This is a genomic window from Bacillus sp. LB7 (assembly GCF_030449715.1).
GTDB lineage: Bacteria > Bacillota > Bacilli > Bacillales > Bacillaceae > Bacillus > Bacillus paralicheniformis.
In genome coordinates, this window is record NZ_JASGCA010000008.1 from 164,960 (window position 1) to 183,070 (window position 18,111).

18 protein-coding genes are annotated in these 18,111 nt (G+C 46.0%); 6 read left to right on the top strand and 12 right to left on the bottom strand.

Translation table 11 applies throughout. From position 1 onward, the window contains the following. Positions 1 to 118: 118 nt before the first annotated feature. On the bottom strand, positions 119 to 1,093 hold the full coding sequence (locus QMZ64_RS12775) for an ABC transporter substrate-binding protein (RefSeq protein ID WP_265627430.1): 975 nt from the start codon (positions 1,091 to 1,093) through the stop codon (positions 119 to 121). A 108-nt stretch (positions 1,094 to 1,201) separates the two neighbouring features. Beyond that, a complete protein-coding gene (locus QMZ64_RS12780; RefSeq protein ID WP_265627431.1) occupies positions 1,202 to 2,131 on the bottom strand; it encodes a DMT family transporter in 930 nt (309 codons plus the stop codon). Between the two features lie 381 nt (positions 2,132 to 2,512). Between QMZ64_RS12780 and QMZ64_RS12785 the strand changes: the two genes are divergently transcribed. Next, complete coding sequence (locus QMZ64_RS12785; RefSeq protein ID WP_265627840.1) at positions 2,513 to 3,649, top strand: S8 family peptidase; 1,137 nt, start codon at positions 2,513 to 2,515, stop codon at positions 3,647 to 3,649. 57 nt (positions 3,650 to 3,706) lie between these two features. Here QMZ64_RS12785 and QMZ64_RS12790 read toward each other — a convergent pair whose 3' ends face one another. From QMZ64_RS12790 to QMZ64_RS12805, 4 genes are all read right to left on the bottom strand, one after another. Continuing rightward, a complete protein-coding gene (locus QMZ64_RS12790) occupies positions 3,707 to 4,963 on the bottom strand; it encodes a M48 family metallopeptidase (protein WP_265627432.1) in 1,257 nt (418 codons plus the stop codon). Between the two features lie 71 nt (positions 4,964 to 5,034). After that, the gene (locus QMZ64_RS12795; protein WP_243939447.1) at positions 5,035 to 5,346 is read right to left on the bottom strand and encodes an AzlD domain-containing protein; all 312 of its coding nucleotides are present in this window, start codon (positions 5,344 to 5,346) and stop codon (positions 5,035 to 5,037) included. Continuing rightward, positions 5,339 to 6,055 carry an AzlC family ABC transporter permease gene (locus tag QMZ64_RS12800; protein ID WP_243939445.1) on the bottom strand — a complete coding sequence of 239 codons (717 nt, stop codon included), beginning with the start codon at positions 6,053 to 6,055 and terminating at the stop codon, positions 5,339 to 5,341. The genes QMZ64_RS12795 and QMZ64_RS12800 overlap by 8 nt, the downstream gene beginning before the upstream one ends. Before the next feature lie 12 nt (positions 6,056 to 6,067). After that, on the bottom strand, positions 6,068 to 6,619 hold the full coding sequence (locus tag QMZ64_RS12805) for a helix-turn-helix domain-containing protein (RefSeq protein WP_243939443.1): 552 nt from the start codon (positions 6,617 to 6,619) through the stop codon (positions 6,068 to 6,070). Positions 6,620 to 6,745: 126 nt separating this feature from the next. Here QMZ64_RS12805 and QMZ64_RS12810 point away from each other — a divergent pair, with 126 nt between their 5' ends. Further along, positions 6,746 to 7,192 carry a YhfM domain-containing protein gene (locus QMZ64_RS12810; protein WP_265627433.1) on the top strand — a complete coding sequence of 149 codons (447 nt, stop codon included), beginning with the start codon at positions 6,746 to 6,748 and terminating at the stop codon, positions 7,190 to 7,192. On the opposite strand, the gene QMZ64_RS12815 is transcribed toward QMZ64_RS12810, so the two are convergent. The 3 genes from QMZ64_RS12815 to QMZ64_RS12825 all read right to left on the bottom strand — a co-directional run bounded on the left by QMZ64_RS12815 (position 7,163) and on the right by QMZ64_RS12825 (position 10,606). Then, on the bottom strand, positions 7,163 to 8,704 hold the full coding sequence (locus QMZ64_RS12815) for a fatty acid--CoA ligase family protein (RefSeq protein ID WP_265627434.1): 1,542 nt from the start codon (positions 8,702 to 8,704) through the stop codon (positions 7,163 to 7,165). The two genes, QMZ64_RS12810 and QMZ64_RS12815, sit on opposite strands and share 30 nt — an antisense overlap. Before the next feature lie 159 nt (positions 8,705 to 8,863). Next, positions 8,864 to 9,853: a lipoate--protein ligase gene (gene lplA, locus QMZ64_RS12820; protein ID WP_265627435.1), complete on the bottom strand. Its 990-nt coding sequence runs from the start codon at positions 9,851 to 9,853 to the stop codon at positions 8,864 to 8,866. A gap of 18 nt (positions 9,854 to 9,871) precedes the next feature. Next, a complete protein-coding gene (locus QMZ64_RS12825; protein ID WP_265627436.1) occupies positions 9,872 to 10,606 on the bottom strand; it encodes an MBL fold metallo-hydrolase in 735 nt (244 codons plus the stop codon). Between the two features lie 156 nt (positions 10,607 to 10,762). On the opposite strand from QMZ64_RS12825, the gene yhfH reads away from it, so the two are divergent. From yhfH to QMZ64_RS12840, 3 genes are all read left to right on the top strand, one after another. Beyond that, positions 10,763 to 10,897 carry a protein YhfH gene (yhfH, locus tag QMZ64_RS12830; RefSeq protein WP_003180302.1) on the top strand — a complete coding sequence of 45 codons (135 nt, stop codon included), beginning with the start codon at positions 10,763 to 10,765 and terminating at the stop codon, positions 10,895 to 10,897. A gap of 308 nt (positions 10,898 to 11,205) precedes the next feature. Continuing rightward, on the top strand, positions 11,206 to 12,492 hold the full coding sequence (locus QMZ64_RS12835; protein WP_265627437.1) for a glutamate/proton symporter GltT: 1,287 nt from the start codon (positions 11,206 to 11,208) through the stop codon (positions 12,490 to 12,492). 155 nt (positions 12,493 to 12,647) lie between these two features. Continuing rightward, positions 12,648 to 12,845 (top strand): hypothetical protein, encoded by a 198-nt coding sequence (locus tag QMZ64_RS12840; RefSeq protein ID WP_243939434.1) that lies wholly within the window; start codon positions 12,648 to 12,650, stop codon positions 12,843 to 12,845. A gap of 78 nt (positions 12,846 to 12,923) precedes the next feature. Here the strand turns inward: QMZ64_RS12840 and QMZ64_RS12845 are convergent, their stop codons facing one another. Further along, positions 12,924 to 13,961 carry a M42 family metallopeptidase gene (locus tag QMZ64_RS12845; protein WP_265627438.1) on the bottom strand — a complete coding sequence of 346 codons (1,038 nt, stop codon included), beginning with the start codon at positions 13,959 to 13,961 and terminating at the stop codon, positions 12,924 to 12,926. A gap of 106 nt (positions 13,962 to 14,067) precedes the next feature. On the opposite strand from QMZ64_RS12845, the gene QMZ64_RS12850 reads away from it, so the two are divergent. Then, positions 14,068 to 15,063 (top strand): ketoacyl-ACP synthase III, encoded by a 996-nt coding sequence (locus QMZ64_RS12850; protein WP_265627439.1) that lies wholly within the window; start codon positions 14,068 to 14,070, stop codon positions 15,061 to 15,063. Positions 15,064 to 15,118: 55 nt separating this feature from the next. On the opposite strand, the gene QMZ64_RS12855 is transcribed toward QMZ64_RS12850, so the two are convergent. Next, positions 15,119 to 17,281, bottom strand: a complete 2,163-nt coding sequence (locus QMZ64_RS12855; protein WP_265627440.1) for a YhgE/Pip domain-containing protein — start codon at positions 17,279 to 17,281, stop codon at positions 15,119 to 15,121. A gap of 71 nt (positions 17,282 to 17,352) precedes the next feature. Continuing rightward, positions 17,353 to 17,925: a TetR/AcrR family transcriptional regulator gene (locus tag QMZ64_RS12860; RefSeq protein ID WP_165426556.1), complete on the bottom strand. Its 573-nt coding sequence runs from the start codon at positions 17,923 to 17,925 to the stop codon at positions 17,353 to 17,355. Between the last annotated feature and the right edge of the window lie 186 nt (positions 17,926 to 18,111).

The following is an 18,111-nucleotide window of genomic DNA, read 5'->3' on the forward strand; positions in this document are numbered from 1 at the left end:
GTTGGAATTCGTGAGCACCGACGCGCAGGCCTGACAACGAATGCGAGGGTTTGTCGACACGCTGGCGCATGCTTTTGTAAAAAGCATGCGTCATCCCGTCCAGCAAGCCCGCAGGGTCTTAAGATTTCTTTTGATCCTTAGACAGAAGATGCTGACCGATTTCATCTATCAGCGCATCTGCTCCGTCAATACTGCGGCGGAGCGACCAGGCGAATCTGTCGGCTTCATAAACCTTGCCGTTTTTGACGGCGCTGAGCTTTTTCCAAAGAGGGTCTTTTTCGATCGGTCTTTTCCCGTCTTCATCGACTTTATCTTTTTCTCCCGTCATCAGGACAATGGTGTCGGGGTCTTTCTCAAGCAGCTGCTCAAGCGTCATTTTAATATTGACGGATTCACCGTTTTCGGCATCGTCTTTGCCGCTGTCTCCGACACCGTATGTATAGCCGATTTTCGTCAGAAGCTGAGACGTGAAAAAGTTTTCGTCGCGCACGGTGATTGCTTCATTTGTGTTTCCGAGCAGAAGAATGCTCTGTTTCCGGCTGCCGAATTTCTGTTTCAATTCATTCAGCTTTTGTTTATGTTCAGCCAACTTTTTCTCCATTGCGCTTTCTTTGCCGACGGCTTTCGCAATCGTAAGAGACGCGTCAAGCGTGTCCTGATAATCGGCATTCAAGTTTTTCAGCGCGATTGTCGGCGCAATGCTCGTCAGTTTATCATAGACACCGCTGTGTCTGCTCGAATCGGCAATAATTAAATCGGGCTTTAAAGAAGCAATTTTTTCAAAACTTGGCTGGGCACGCGAACCGACTGAAGTATACCCTTTGATTTTTTCTCTGACCTTCTCGTTAATAAACTTAGGTTTGCCGTCGTCCGCAATCCCGACAGGCTTAATGCCCGCGTCAAGGAGCGCATCAATAAAACCCAATTCAAGAACCACAACTTTTTTCGGGTTGTTCCGCACTTTCGTTTCTCCTAGGTCGTGCTTAATTGTCACGGAATTCTGACTGGAGGTTTTCGTACTTTCGCTTCCTCCCGAGCAGGCTGTCATCACTGATATCATCAATAGGAATAAAATAGCAAAATATTTGGGCATATGTATCTCCTTTTCTGGTTGTAGACGAAATTATTATAGCAACACTTCATACTAATAACAACGATAATCATTATCATTATAAAAAAGAAAGGAGCCTCCTTCTCCTTTCTACACCCGTTCGTTCACGGAATCCCCCGCTTTGCTTTCTCTGCTGAGGGAAAGGATGATGACCGTGATGATCACCATAACCGTACCGGCACCTTGAAATGCATTGAACGGCACACCCAGCCAGACCGCCGACGACAGAACGGCCGCTAGCGGTTCGGCGCAGCTCAGGCAGCTCGTTTCTTTTGCGGAAAGATAAGAGAGGCTGCCGATGTATAGGGCAAACGCCAAAGCTGTGCCGCACAATACAACAAACAGAATAGCTGCCGCCTCCCCTGCCTCAATGTGCGAAAGGTCAAACCGGAACGGCGGAAACAAAAAAGAAATTCCGGCCCCTCCGATGAGCATACCCCATCCCGTAACCGTCAAAGCACCGAACGATTGAATTAATCCTCCTGCAAAAACCGTATAGAAAGCAAGCGCACCGCCGGACAAAATGCCCCAAACGGCGGCCTCGGCCGGAATATACAAACTGTCCGGCCTTCCGCCTGTCAACAGAAGAAACACGCCGGAAAGCGCCAATAAAGTAAGTACGGCATCTTTCCACTTAGGCGGAAGTTCTTTTTTAACATATAGGTAAAACAATACGAAAAAAGGCGCCAAGTATTGAAGAATTGCAGCTGCCGCGGCATTACCCTTTTCAATTGAAGCAAAAAACGTATATTGAACGGCAAGCATTCCAAAAATGGAAAATACTAAAATCGAACAAATATCTGTTTTTTTCTTCCATATCTGACACACATGTTGAAAACCGTTTTTCATTGAAACATATAACAAGAGAATGACTCCCGATGCCAGAAGCCTGACAGAGACAAGGGAGCCGGCTTCAACCGCTCCCCTTTCAAATATGTACTGTGCAGCGCTTCCCGATAATCCCCATAATGAAGCACCTGCAAGCACCATCAATACGCCTTTCACATGAGCTGATTTCATATCTTTCACCCGTTTCCGTATGCGATATATTGCATATTCTAATAGATGGTCGACAAGTCCGCAACCTCCTTCGGCAAAAAATTATCTCATAAAATAAATAAATAGTATTTTCATAAAATGAATCAGATGAAGCAATCTCCTGTCATTCGCGGTCTCCGGGACCTCTTCCCTTGTCAGACTGGGCGATCTATTCATACTTTCGAACTGAGTTTTTTTCTAAAACAGTTATTAATAACCAAAAATTTTAAATTGGTCCTTCAAAAAAATAGGTCTTCCATATAATTCATTTTTTTTCTATAATAAATTAACAGAATAATTAGAATAGAGTATATTATTACTCTATTTCAATTATTCTGAATAAATGGAGGAGAGTGAGTAATGATGAGGAAAAAGAGTTTTTGGCTTGGGATGCTGACGGCTTTCATGCTCGTGTTCACGATGGCCTTCAGCGATTCCGCTTCTGCTGCTCAGCCGGCGAAAAATGTTGAAAAGGATTATATTGTCGGATTTAAGTCAGGGGTAAAAACCACATCCGTCAAAAAGGACATCATCAAAGAGAGCGGCGGAAAAGTGGACAAGCAGTTTAGAATCATCAACGCGGCAAAAGCGAAGCTAGACAAAGAAGCGCTTGAGGAAGTCAAAAATGATCCGGATGTCGCTTATGTGGAAGAGGATCATGTTGCCCATGCCTTGGCGCAAACCGTTCCTTACGGCATTCCTCTCATTAAAGCGGACAAAGTGCAGGCTCAAGGTTTTAAGGGAGCGAATGTAAAAGTAGCCGTCCTGGATACAGGAATCCAAGCTTCTCATCCGGAATTGAACGTAGCCGGCGGAGCAAGCTTTGTGGCTGGCGAAGCTTATAACACCGACGGCAACGGACACGGCACGCATGTTGCCGGTACAGTAGCTGCGCTTGACAATACAACGGGTGTATTAGGCGTTGCGCCGAGCGTATCCTTGTACGCGGTTAAAGTGCTGAATTCAAGCGGAAGCGGATCATACAGCGGCATTGTAAGCGGAATCGAGTGGGCGACAACAAACGGCATGGATGTTATTAATATGAGTCTTGGGGGAGCATCAGGCTCGACAGCGATGAAACAGGCGGTCGACAATGCATATGCAAGAGGGGTTGTCGTTGTGGCTGCAGCGGGGAACAGCGGATCTTCAGGAAACACGAATACAATCGGCTATCCTGCGAAATATGATTCTGTCATCGCAGTTGGTGCGGTAGACTCTAACAGCAACAGAGCTTCATTTTCCAGCGTGGGAGCAGAGCTTGAAGTCATGGCTCCTGGCGCAGGCGTATACAGCACTTACCCAACGAACACTTATGCAACATTGAACGGAACGTCAATGGCTTCTCCTCATGTAGCGGGAGCAGCAGCTTTGATCTTGTCAAAACATCCGAACCTTTCAGCTTCACAAGTCCGCAACCGTCTCTCCAGTACGGCGACTTATTTGGGAAGCTCCTTCTACTATGGGAAAGGTCTGATCAATGTCGAAGCTGCCGCTCAATAACATATTCTAACAAATGGCATATAGAAAAAGCTAGTGTTTTTAGCACTAGCTTTTTCTTCATTCTGATGAAGGTTGTTCAATATTTTGAATCCTTTCCATGATCGTCGGATGTCCGTATTTAAAAATCTTGACGAGAAACGGCGGGTTTGCCTCGCTCAGCCCGGCTTTTGAGAGCTCTTGAAACGTCGAAACCGCTGCATCGCTGTTTTTCGTCAGTTCAATCGCATACTGGTCAGCGGCTTTTTCCTGATGCCTCGAAACCGCGTTCGTAAATGGAGACGACGCGAAAGAGATGACCCCCATCAGCATCAGAAGAAGCGGAAGCGCTGCTAGATCGGATTTTCCCGCAATACGAAGACTTCCCCCATAGCGGGAAATGATCCGCTTGTACAGCTTGTCGATCACATAAAAGACGGCAAGGGATAAAAGCAAATACCCGCCGAGTCCTATGTAAACATGCTTCATCACATAATGTCCCATTTCGTGCGCCATGATGAATAAAATTTCCGGCTCATTCAGCTTGTTCAGCGTGGTATCCCAGAGCACAATCCTTTTATTGGCGCCGATTCCTGTTACATAGGCATTTAACGCATTCGTTTTTTCAGACATGTTCACTTCATAGACGTGATTCGCAGGAATATCCGCCTGATCGGCCAGCTTCAGAATGCTTTGTTCAAGATCTTTATTTTTCAGCGGATAAAAGTCATTGTATAAAGGATCGATGACAACCGGCTGGAGAAAAAATAAAAACAGCGTAACCGGAACCGTCAGGCACCAGGCATAAAACCACCAGCGTTTTTCATGCCTTTTGATCAAATAGTAAAAGACGATCACCGCCGCAGCCGTGATCGGAAAACTGATCCAGAAGTCGATCACCTGGTCTTTGATCCAGCTTGCGGTTGTCTGGGTTGATATGCCGTAGTCAAGCGAATATTGATAGCTGATCCAATCAAGCGGCAAAGAAACGATCGTGATGATCAGAAACAAAGCAAAAACATATGCTGTGATTTGAATCGTTCTCCGCTTCGACGTCTGCTCCGCCCAATTCTTCATTTTCCTCGATAAACCGGCAATCAACAATATAAAAAATAAAAACCACTCAAACGGAATCCGGATAAAAAACAGAAAGTCCTTTATTTTCGAGTACTCTTCCGTCAGCATAAGTTCCCTTTCGTTCATAAATGCCGCCGGGTCTGCGCTTGTCCCTTTCAGCGCCTCGGGAACGGAAGGTTCACCGGCCATAAAGAGATACCAATAGAAAAAAAGGCCGTACAGCACATACAGGAGACCGGCTCCCGCGATCCATTTCCGCATGGCGAATCACTTCCTCTCACATAGCAGTTACTTCTATTGTAAGCTTTTCCTGCGAAAGTTAGAACCAAGCCTTACAATGAGAGCAAGAGGCCGGCGCCTGCGAGCGTCAAAATCGTCCCCATCACGACGACTATGACGCTCGCTCCAAAATAGGAAAATAAAAATGCGATAAGAGCGCCGGCAAGTCCGTAGAGCATCCCGCTTTGCACGAAAAAAATCCCCGGAAAAATGAGAGCCCCTAAGACGGCGTACGGCACATTTTTCAGCACGCGCTCCAAAAATCCGGGAAGCTTCAGGCTTTCAAAAGCAATGAGCGGCACCATCCGCGGCACATATGTAACAGCAGCCATGCCGATAATCATCCAGATGATCGGGCTAAACATAGTTTCTCTTCCCCTCTGTTCTAAATTGGTACAGCCATTCGATCAGGACGGCGGATAAAAGCGTAGCGCAGACGATCGACCATCCTGCCGACAACATGCCGTTCATTTGGAAAACCGTATTGAACAGCGCAGCCGCCCCCGCCAGCAGCAGGACTTTTCGCTGTTTTTTCAAAGGCGGCACCAACAATCCGATGAACATGGCATAAAGGGCGATGCTCATGCTTTCCTGGAGAACAGCCGGCATAGCGGCACCTGCATAATGCCCGGCCGCACTCCAAAAAACCCAGCTTACATAGCCGATCGAACCGAGTCCGATCATATAACCGGTCGTCAGCTTTTCCTTTCTTAGAGCAGCGACGGCAAACGATTCATCTGTCACCGCGAAAAATGAGTAAAACGCTTTTTTCCAAGGCGAATCTTTTTCCACCAATTGATTCAAAGTCGCTGAAAATAAAAAATGTCTGATATTTACAATGAACGTCGTCATCACGATTTCGATGATTCCCGTCTGAACGGCGAGCATGCTTAAAGACATATACTGGGACGCTCCTCCGAAGACAAGGGCGCTCATCAAAAACGTTTCAAAAAGCGACAGCCCCGTTGTTTTCGCCAAAAGCCCGAATGTCAAAGCGACCGGAATGTAGCCGACGGCAAGGGAAACCCCTGAACGAAGCCCGTCTAGAAAGTTGAGTGAATCCTGCTTTTCCATCTTGACACCTCTTTACGGATAATAAATGAGTGTATAACATGATGCCGTTTGTTCCGTGTTGTTTTCGTACGTATGCACGGTGTTTGCGGTGAAATGCATCGCATCGCCTTCGTTTAGACCGCAGGTGTAATCACCCGCCGTCACCGCGATCGCTCCTTTAGAGACGAGCACATACTCTTCAATCCCTCCGTGGTGAGGCTCTGATTCGTGTACACAGCCGGGCGCAAGTTCAATATAAAAGATTTCAAACTTCTTTTTCTGATCGAACGGAAAATGCGGAAATGCCGCATATTTTTCCTCTCCGGCCATAACGGGCGTTTTCTCATGCTTTCTGACGACCGTCGGCTCCCCCGCGGGCTTTTCTGCCAAGGAAGTAAATGATACTTGCAGCCCGTTTGCGATCTTCCACAAAGTTGTGATCGTCGGACTTGAAGCGCCTTTTTCAATTTGCGCGAGCATGCCTTTGCTGACGCCGGTCATCGATGACAATTGATCAAGGCTGTAATTGCGGACTTTTCGCAGCCTCTTGATGTTTTCTGCGACTTGTTTTTCAATCGAATTCATCTTCCGCCTCCTCACAATAAATTAAACATTTGTATAATTTATTGAACATTATAGCATAATTTTTTAGGATGAAAAGCCATTAAACTGAGAAAATAAATGCCTGGGGTGATCATTCTGAAAAAAATAATGGGGATCATACTTTTTTTCGGTATTTTATCCATCACTGTCTTTTATGTATTCCACTTGATGGCAGAGCCTTTCGACTCAAGAAATGCCGAAGAAATCATCTTGAAGCATGCGGATGACAGCGAAAAAACGGTCAGCATCAAAGACAGGCACAACATAGACGCCCTGCTTGATACATTTAACAAAGGGAAAAGAATGAAGGAAAAGACGGCACGTAGCCTGCCTTCCCCGGCGTATCACGGATACATCAGCATGACCGACACACATCGCGTTCACTTCACCGTCTGGCTGAAGAAAGATGAAGCCGTCATCCTGAAAGAAGAGGAGGGCACATATTTTGTTCTCCGCCAAAGGGAAAAAGACGCTCTTCTCAGAGAACTGCAGAAAAGGGACGCGGCAGGCGTCCCTTTTAACGAGTCAAGATTGATTTGTCAAAATGTCTTTTAAAGCGCGTCTTAAAATTTTGCCGGTCGAATTTTTCGGTATTTCATCCATGAAGACGATCGCCGCCGGGCGCTTGTATTTGGCAAGATGCTTTTTGCAATGCGTCAAGACATCATCCTCTGTCAGCGTTTTATTCTTCGGAACGACATAGCAGTGGACGGCTTCTCCCGTATTCGGGTCGGGCACTCCGATGACCACCGCTTCTGCGATTTCCGGATGAAGGTAGAGCACTTCTTCGATCTCCCTCGGATAGACATTATAGCCGCCGACGATAATCATGTCTTTTTTTCTGTCGACGATATAAAAATAACCGTCTTCATCCCGTTTTGCCAAATCACCTGTATACAGCCATCCGTCTTTAATCGTATGGGCCGTTTCTTCCGGCATGTTGTAGTACCCTTTCATAACATTCGGCCCTTTAACGATCAGCTCCCCGACTTGACCGGCAGGCAGCTCTTCCCCGATTTCATTGACGACTTTGTTTTTCACATTGAGAATGTTCGTGCCGATCGATCCTGGCTTGCGGCCGGTGCTGAACGGGTTAAAGCATGTAACAGGAGAAGCCTCCGACAAACCGTAGCCTTCTAAAACGAGGACGCCGAATCTTTCTTCAAAGCTTTTCAGGAGAGCGACAGGCATGGCTGCTCCGCCTGAGATGCAAAGCCTGATGGATCGAAAACCTGCTTCATCCGCCCCTTCATACTGGTACAGGTAATTGTACATTGTCGGAACGCCTGAGAAGATCGTCGCCTGATACTTTTTAATCAGCTTGAAAACTTCGGCGGGACTAAATTTCGGCACGATCAAAATCGCCGCGCCGTTCATGAGCGGTGCATTCATGCAGACCGTTAAACAAAAAACGTGAAACATCGGCAGGGCGGCGACGACAAGGTCAGATTCATTCATTGTCAGATAGCGGGCTGTATCATTTGCATTTGAAAATAGATTTTGATGTGTGAGCATCGCCCCTTTTGGTCTTCCCGTGGTTCCTGACGTATAGAGGATGGCGGCTGTATCTTCGGCGTCGATTTCAGGAAACGGCCGGACAGGAGGTTTCATGATGCTTGTAAACGATTTCAATTTCATCTGAACCTCGGTGCTTTCCGCTTCGCGTAGCGGCTCTCCCGTTTCGCAAAGCACGACGCAGCTGACTTTCGGAAGGGATTCATGCACCTTTTCGTAAAGCGGAAGCAGCTGTCCCAGAGCCACGATCACTTTTGCGTCGCCATTTGTCAGCATATAGCCGATCTCAGTCGGCGTATAAGCCGGATTGATCGGTATGACAACGGCTCCGGCCTTCAGCGCACCGTAAAACGCAATCACAAAATGAGGTGTATTGCCGAGAAGCAAAGCGACATGATCTCCCTTCTCCACGCCGATTTCGCGCAGACCTTCGGCAAAGCAATCAATTTTCTGCTGCAATCCCCCGTATGTTTCCGTCTGTTCCCCAAAAATATAAGCGGTTCTGTCAGGCTTTGATTGAGCTGTTTCCCCTAATTTTGAAACTAAATTCATTCTCCCACCCCTTAAAAATGAATGAATGACCATTCATTTTGTGATAATCAAAATCTATTCCCATTATAGTAAATGAACAGAAAACACTCAAGGGCTGCCGGGAAATATCTTCCATTCCTCTCATGTTAAAAAGGGGCCGCGGAAACCGCAGCCTCTCTTTTAGTAGACAAGATCCAAAAATTCTTCTTTTTGAATATTGCCGAAGTAATGCTTGATGTCGACGCCTTGAAGGGCTTCTTCAATCGCTTTTCTTTCATACTGTACGCCTGTCAGCTTCTCTTCAATGTCGCTGACATCGCCGACTCCGAAAAAGTCACCGAATATTTTGCACTCGCGGATCACGCCTTTTTGCACTTCCAGGCGGATGTCGACCGATCCCGCTTGAAATCGTTTTGAATGCTGAAGATTGAATTTCGGAGACTTCCCATAGTTCCAATCCCAGTTTTGATAGCGTTCCTTTGAAATTTGATTGATGATTTCCCAGTCTTTTTCTGTCAGCTTATACTCCGGTATTTCCCCTTCAGTATCAAAAATATAGCGGAGAAGCATGCTTCGGAATCCCACTGTCGTCATCTTCTGATCGAGAAACTCGCTGATATTGGCTACACGGCTCCTGATTGATTTGATCCCTTTTGATTCAATTTTATCTTTTTTCACTTTTAAAGCCGATACGACATGTTCAATCTCAGAATCGAACAACAGCGTGCCATGGCTGAACATTCTTCCTTTCGTAGAGAACTGGGCGTTTCCCGAAATTTTCCGGCCGTTTGCCATCAAGTCGTTTCGGCCGCTCAGCTCCGCATCGACGCCAAGCTTCTTTAAAGCGGCCACAACGGGCTCCGTAAACTTCTTAAAGTTGTGGAAGCTGTTGCCGTCGTCTTTCGTAATAAAGCTGAAGTTCAAGTTGCCGAGGTCATGGTAAACAGCTCCGCCGCCTGACAGCCTGCGAACGACAATGATCCCGTTTTCATCCACATACTTTGTGTTGATTTCCTCAATCGTATTTTGGTTTTTGCCGATGATGATCGACGGCTGGTTGATATAAAACAGCAGATACGTCTCTTCAGGATCGAGGTGCTTTAAGCAGTACTCCTCAATCGCCAAGTTGATCCTCGGATCTGTAATATTTTGATTATCGATAAACAGCATGTTTGTCAGTTCCTCCTTCTATTCTCCCCACACATAACCAGTGCGCGCCAGATCAACCGCGCCTTTATAAACGGTTTTGGCCTCTTCTGCTAGTTTTTGATGTTCCCCGAAATGCGGGAGGTGCGTCAAGAGCAGATGTCCCGCACCCGCTTCCGCAGCGATGCGTCCCGCTTCGAGGCTGTTCATATGACCGGCGCTTCTCCCATCCTGATCCGCATAAAAATTGCACTCCGAGATCAATAGATCGGCTCCTTCGCTGAACGGGATGAAAGCTTCCTGAAAGCTCGAATCGGCTGTATAAACGACAGAATGAACACCGTCCGTCACCCTCATAGCAAAGCAGTCAACAGGATGAACCGTTTTTAAAAACGTGAACGTAAACGGTCCGATTGCCAAAGACTCTTTCGGATCATAGGCCAATCCAGCGGTATGCGTTTTATATGTAAGCTTTGAAAACTGCTCTTCATCAAAAGGATGTCCATATATCGGAAGGGCATTCGCTCCCTTGCCGAGGAATGAGCCGACCAGTTTGGCAAATTGCAAAGGGCCGACATCCGCAATATGGTCATGATGATAATGGGATAATATAACGGCATCAAGCTCCTCAACGGGCAGAAACAGCTGAAGCTTCGATAAAACGGCACTGCCGCAGTCGATTAAAACGGAATAATCCCCGGATTGAAAGAGATAGCCTGAAGTCGCTTCATTTGCAGCCGGAAATCCTCCGCAGCAGCCGATGACTGTCATCTTCATATATACACACCTCTTTTTTGTGTCTATCGTCCCCCTATTCAATATACCCATTTTTCTTAAAAATTGCATGTTTTATATTTTGTCATAAAACAGACATTGATTTCCTGGACACTGTTATAATACAATGATGACAACAAATGAATTGGGGGAATCAACATGCTCGCTAAAATCACCGAGTTCTTCAGAAATTTGCCTTCCAAAAAATGTTCAAAATGCGGCCACGATATTGATGAGCAGCACGAATGCTACGGAAACACTTGCTCTAAATGCTTAAATGTAAAAGATATATAGACGTCATTAAAAAATGCCCCGGCGGATTCCCCGGGGCTTTTTTTTGTCATAAAGTTAGTTATAAAGAGAGAGATTCTTGTCAAAATTCATTATTTTAATAACATTTTACTATTTCACTTAGGGAAATATACACCGATGAACGTCCCGATTTGAATTTAAGCTGGGATGTTCATCTCATATTTGAATTTTCGATATATTCAGACGTTATTTTTTTAATGGACGAGCTGCATTTTATTTCGCTATACTTAATTTACGATCTCAAGTTTAATATTCTAGTATAAAATTAAGCATGCGTTGGGAGGGCATCTATGAAAAGACTTAAACTCGGATTAGCCACACAAATTTTCCTCGGGCTGATTTTAGGTGTTGCAGCAGGAGCGATTTGGTTCGGAAACCCTGCAGTCGCAACGTATCTGCAGCCCGTCGGTGATTTGTTCTTAAGATTAATCAAAATGATTGTGATTCCTATTGTCGTTTCAAGCTTGATTGTCGGGGTTGCAGGGGCCGGCAGCGGCAAAAAGGTTGGCAGGCTCGGTTTTCGGACGATTCTGTACTTTGAAATCATTACGACTTTTGCGATCGTGCTCGGACTGCTTCTTGGAAATATCATTCAGCCTGGACACGGCGTAAACTTTTCTGGTGCTGAAAAACAGGATATCAGCCAATATGTAGAAACGGAAAAGGCGGCAAGCACCAAATCTGTCGCAGACACGTTCCTGCACATTGTGCCGACAAACTTTTTCCAATCGCTCGCTGAAGGCGATCTGCTTGCGATCATTTGTTTCACTGTTCTGTTCGCACTCGGAGTGTCAGCCATAGGCGAAAAAGGCAAGCCTGTGCTCTCCTTTTTTGAGGCAACGTCTCAAGCCATGTTCCACGTCGTGAACATCGTCATGAAATTCGCGCCGTTCGGCGTTTTTGCTTTAATTGGTGTAACGGTTTCAAAATTTGGTTTTTCTTCGCTTTTATCATTAGGAAAGCTCGTTTTGCTTGTCTATCTTGCTCTTGCTTTCTTCCTGATTGTCATTTTTGGGATCGTCGGCAAGCTGTGCGGTATCAATATATTTAAATTTTTGGCCTATATGAAAGATGAGCTTCTTCTTGCGTACAGTACATCAAGCTCTGAAACTGTGCTTCCGCGCGTCATGGAAAAAATGGAGAAAATCGGCTGTCCGAAAGGCATTGTGTCGTTTGTCATTCCGATCGGCTACACATTTAACCTTGACGGCTCTGTCCTGTATCAGGCGATCGCGGCGCTGTTTTTGGCGCAGGTCTACGGCATCGATCTGTCCATTGGACAGCAGCTCACGCTCATCCTTGTTCTGATGGTCACTTCTAAAGGAATGGCTGCCGTTCCCGGCACATCATTCGTCGTTCTTCTTGCGACTCTGGGCACGATCGGCGTTCCTGCTGAAGGGCTGGCCTTCATTGCCGGAGTCGACCGGATTATGGACATGGCGAGAACGGTCGTCAACCTGACCGGAAACGCTCTTGCCGCTGTGGTCATGTCAAAATGGGAAGGTGAATATGACGCCGTTAAAGGACAGGCCGTCTTAAATCAAAGGGAGCCGGCAGATATAGAAGTATCCGGCTGACAGCTCGCAAAAAAAACGTATGTTTCCCGCCTTTGGAGAAACATACGTTTTTTTAAAATATGCATTTTGTTCAAGAAACCTGTCCAAACAACTTCCTTTCCTTTACATACGATGTACTGTAGTTAAATTAGAAAAGAAAACTGGAGGGAAGTTTAATGTATTATTACCATGACCATTGCAAGAAAGATTATTACTATGACTACCACAAGAAAGACCACGACTGCAAGAAATACTACTACTACTATTATTACTACTATTATCCATGCTATAAGAAGTATGATTACGACTATGACTACAAAAAGTATGACCACTATGATCACTGCAAAAAGAAAAAACACTATGATTACTGGTAAGTAAACGTCATCCTTTACGGATCGATGACTTCCACTCTTTTTTTACTCCCAAGGGACCGGGATCCTTTGGGAGCTTTTTTATGCCATGTCAGACAGGACATAATGATACAGCAGCTTTGCCGTCTGCTCCAAGGACGATTGATGCGTCCTTTCAAACGCATGGGATGCGTCAATTCCCGGGCCGATCAGCCCGTGGACGATATCATGGCCCGCTTTGACGGCTGCTGAAGCATCTGAGCCGTAATACGGGTATATATCAAGCTTATACTCGATTCCGTGTGTTTCACAAAGAGCGGTCAGACGCTTTCGAAGCCTGTAGTGATAAGGCCCGCTGGCATCTTTCACACAAATGGATACCGTATATTCGTCGGTTGACTGTCCATCGCCGATCGCTCCCATATCAACAGCCAAATATTCCACCGTTTCAGGCGGGATATTGGAGTTGCCGCCATAACCGATTTCTTCATTGTTGGAAATTAAAAAATGTGTCGTGTAAGGCAGTGTCATCCCTTCTGTGTTGATCGTTCTGATCAGCTCGATGAGGAGGGCGACGCTTGCTTTATCATCAAGATGACGCGATTTGATAAACCCGCTCGGTGTGATCTCAACGCGCGGATCGAAGGAGATAAAATCGCCGACATTGATGCCGAGCACCCGAGTTTCTTCTTCACTGCGGACCGGTTCGTCAATGCGGACCTCCATATTCTTCTGGTTCCGCTCGGCTTTTCCGGCGTCTTTGTAAACATGCACTGATGTCTGATGCATTAAGATCGTGCCGGTGTATGTTTTCCCTGATGCTGTTTCAATTTTGCAATACTCGCCTTCAATCGAGTTGTAGTTGAACCCCCCGATTAAGTCAATTTTCAGCCTTCCGTTCGGTTTAATCTCTTTCACCATCGCGCCGAGGGTATCGACATGAGCGGTGAGCATCCGGTGCCGGGATTTGTCGCGACCCGGTATCGTCGCGATCAGGCCGCCCTTACGGTTAAACTTTGTTTCGACTCCTTCTTCCTGTAATAGGCGATTGATATAGTCTATGATGTCATACGTATTTCCGGTAGGGCTCGGGATGGAGACGAGCTCCTTGATGAGCTCCAGCGTTTTCTGTCCTGACATATTTCATTCCTCCCAACTTGTGATGTTTATAGTATACATCAGATCAATATTTCAGTACCAGATACTAATACTAGGTGTTATAATAAAAAAAAGGAGAGTGAATTTCATGAAAACTTTATCAAAAGCGCGAATTTCCGCCATAGGCACCTATGTTCCCGAAAAGCGCATGACAAACACAGACTTTGAAAAGATCGTCGATACTTCTGATGAATGGATCGTTCAGCGGACAGGAATGAAAGAAAGGCGAATCGCGGGAAGTCACGAATTCACATCAGATCTTTGCATAAAGGCCGTTGAAAATCTACAAAGCAGATACAACGGCACGCTTGACGATATTGACATGATCATCGTCTCTACCACAACGGCGGACTATGCTTTTCCAAGCACGGCATGCCAGGTTCAGGAGCACTTCGGATGGAACGAAGTCGGCGCGGTGGATGTAAATGCGACTTGCGCGGGATTAACATACGGATTGCATATCGCCAACGGCCTGATCACTTCCGGACTGCATAGCAAAATTCTTGTGATCAGCGGTGAAACTTTATCAAAAACAACCGACTACACAGACCGCGCGTCTTGCATTTTGTTCGGCGACGGGGCGGGCGCCCTGCTTGTCGAACGGGACGACAAAGCCCCAAGCTTCATTACTTTTGCCCAGGATACGAAAGGTGACGGAGCCCGCCATTTATACAGAACCGGCTTGCGAAGCGACCTTAAAGGGGAGCCGCTCTCAGGTGAAGGAAAAATGGTTCAAAACGGCCGCGAAGTGTATAAGTGGGCGGTCAGGTCCATTCCCGAAGGCGTCAAAAAGCTGCTTACCCAAGCTGAAATGGAGCTGAAAGATATCGATTGGTTCGTCCCGCACAGCGCGAATTTGCGAATGGTCGAATCAATTTGCGAAAAAACCGGAATTCCCCTCGAAAAAGCGCTGACGAGCGTCGAATGGTTTGGCAACACCTCATCCGTATCAATCGTTCTCGCCCTTGATGAAGCCGTCAAGAACGGAAAGTTGAAAGAGGGCGATACCTTGATTCTGTTCGGTTTCGGCGGAGGTCTTACATATACGGGACTGATTGTAAAATGGGGCACGCCAGCTTCCTGATTTCAAAAAAAACATCTTTTCTTGCCCTTGCCGGGCTTGAAAAGATGTTTTTCTTTTATGCGTGCTGCTCTTCAATTTTTCCTTTTCTCAGCAGCACTTTAAAATAAATCAGCGTCAAGGCCATCATGACGATCGCAACACCGCCGAGCACGGCAGCCTGCTCCCACATATACGCGTAGTCTCCGCTTGAAATCACCGCTCTGTATCCCGCAATGCTGTAGGTCATCGGCAGTGCGGAATGGATGACTTGGAAGAACTTAGGAACAAGTGCAAGAGGGAATGTTCCTCCGCTTCCTCCAAGCTGAAGCACGAGCAGAATGACGGCAATGAAACGTCCCGGATTTCCCATGGTCGCAGCCAAAAACTGAATGATCGCAAGACATGTAATGCTCATGATCATACTGAACACATAAAATCTCCAGACACTTTGCACTTCAAGCCCGATGCCAGAGAGAATGATCGTGCAGGCGATCGCCGCTTGAAGAATTCCCACTGCAAAAAGTACGCTGAATTTGCTCATAAACCAGCCGAAAGCTGATTCAGGCCGGACGGCCGGTTCTTTCACATCGAAGACGACGGTGATCATTAATGCACCGACGAACAAGCCGAGCGACAAAATATACGGGGTTAATCCTGTTCCGTAGTTGGAAACCGGATCGATTTTATCGCCTTTCACATCGACGGGATCTGAGAACATATTGTAGTTTTCGTCTCCCGCTTGAATATCGCCGGTCTGATCGGCAGCGTCAGACAGCTTGTCAAACAGCTCCCCGCTTCCGTCAGACAGCTTGCCAAGACCTTCATCAAGAGATTTAGCTCCTTCTGCAAGCTTGGAAGAACCGTCTTTCAGTTTATCAGCCGCGCTTTGCAGATCGCCGAACTTCCCGACTAACGTCTGGCTGCCTTCGGCGATTTTGGATGATCCGCTTTTTGCCTCCGCGAATTTTTCGTTGTAAGCACCCAAACCGTTTGTCAGCGCATCGAGCCCTTGCTGAACCTTCTGCGATCCTTTATAAAGCTTATTCACATTCGAAGGAACTTGCTTCAATTCCTCGAGCTTCTGTTTCAGCCCGGATAAATCGGGAAGTTCGCTGACATCCGGAATTTGCGCTTTCAACTTGTCAAACTCAGGCAGCTTCACCGTTCCCATTTTTTCATCGACTTGTTTCATAAGCGCGGCTTTCTGTTCTTGTGTCAGCATGTTGCTGGATTCAATAATTTGTTTGACTTCACTGTGCTGGTTTTTCAATGCCGCTTCAAGCTCATCAATATTTTTTGAAATCTGGCTGATTTCTTTTTTCGCCTTTTCGGCGTTTGAAAGCGCCGTTTCAAGCTGCTGAATCTTTTCATTTGAAATGGCTTCTTCGAGTTTGCTCATTTTCTGCGCTTCTTCATTCATCTGCTCCAATCCCGCCACAATCTGAGGCATGCCTTGTTGGAGCTGTTGAGCACCGCTGTGCAGCTGGCCGCTTTTTTCCAAAAATTGCGCAAGCCCTGAATCAAGTTCATGAATTTTGTCGTTCAGCGTATTGAATGCCGCGCCGAACTTCTCCATTCCGTCTTTGTTGAACTGAATTTGGCTTTTCGCAAGCTTTTCAAGGTTCTTTTTCAGCGTTTCGCTTCCTTCTTTCGCATCTTTCAGTCCTTTATCCAGTTTTCCGGCACCTTCGCTTGCTTCACCGAGACCTTTTGCGATTTTGCCGAAATTGTCAAAGATGACTTCAGCATATTGCTCCGTGATTTCAGAACCGACTGAACGCTGAAGCTGTTCAATCGCTTTATCGCTGATCTGGGCGCCGACATAGTTTCGTCCGGCGTTGGTATGATAAATCAGATTCAGCTTTTTCGGATGTTTATCCATCACCGTGCTGGCATCCTTCGAAAAGTTTTCAGGAATTTCTACAACCATGTAGTATTCCTCATTTTGCAAGCCTCTCAGCGCTTTTTCCTTCGTCGTAAAATGCCAGTCGAATTTATCGTTTTTTTTCAGTTCTTTGACAAGGTCGTCGCCGATGTGAAGGTCTTTTCCTTCATATGTCGTTCCCTTGTCGGAATTCACAACCGCTACGGGGAGCTGATCGACGTTTCCGTATGGGTCCCAGTACGCCGCCAAAAATATGCTGCTGTAAATCAGCGGTATAAAGAGAACCCCGATCACGGATATCAGTAGTTTTTTATTGGTTATCAGTTCTCTCCACTGGTTTTTGAAAACATTCATGTTGATACGCCTCCTAGTTAGTAGCCGCTCTCTATGCGGATAAGCACCCCTTTAAACAAAGAAAGGATAATCTAACGAGATAATCCTTTTAAAATATACATTTTCAGCATCTCTGCCAACTCTTCATCTTTCAGCGGTTTATGGTTTTTTTCCCAGTCAAAGATGAGCGCGATGTAAAGCTTGAAGATGACAAACGCGTTCAGCTCGGGGTCACACGGTCTAATATCGTCATTTTTAATCGCTTCTTTAATCTTTCTCTTAATATAGCTGACGACCATGCGTTCCAGCTTTTCAATTACTTCGCGGGCCGCCGGTGTGCCGAGCTCCGCACCTTCCTGAAAGATTTTAATGGTCAGCTGGTGCTTCTTTCTGTACTCCAATATCGCCATCATCGCGCGATGGGCATTTTCGTGAAAAGGCAGATCAGGATCAATCGCTTGATCAGCCGTTTGCTTCATTTCAATTAGAAGCGAAGAGAAAATGTCGTCGAACAGTTCCTCTTTATTCTTGAAAAAAGTATAAATCGTACCTTTGCCGACATTGGCAAGCTTCGCCACCAGATCCATCGTCGTCGCTTTGTAGCCGAATTGTGTAAACGATTTTGTCGCCGCTTCTAAAATCAGTGCTTTTCGATCTTTGCTCACGGTTTCTCACCCCGAAATTGACTATTTGAACATTTTGGTCAGTAAGTACAAAAAGTAATGTAACACACCTGAATATAAAATGCAATAATTTAAATGTTATCTTTTCCATAAACAAACTTTAAAATGATGAAAGCTAGTAAAAAGAGTGAAAATAAAAAAAGCCGCCGAATGGATTCGGACAGCTTT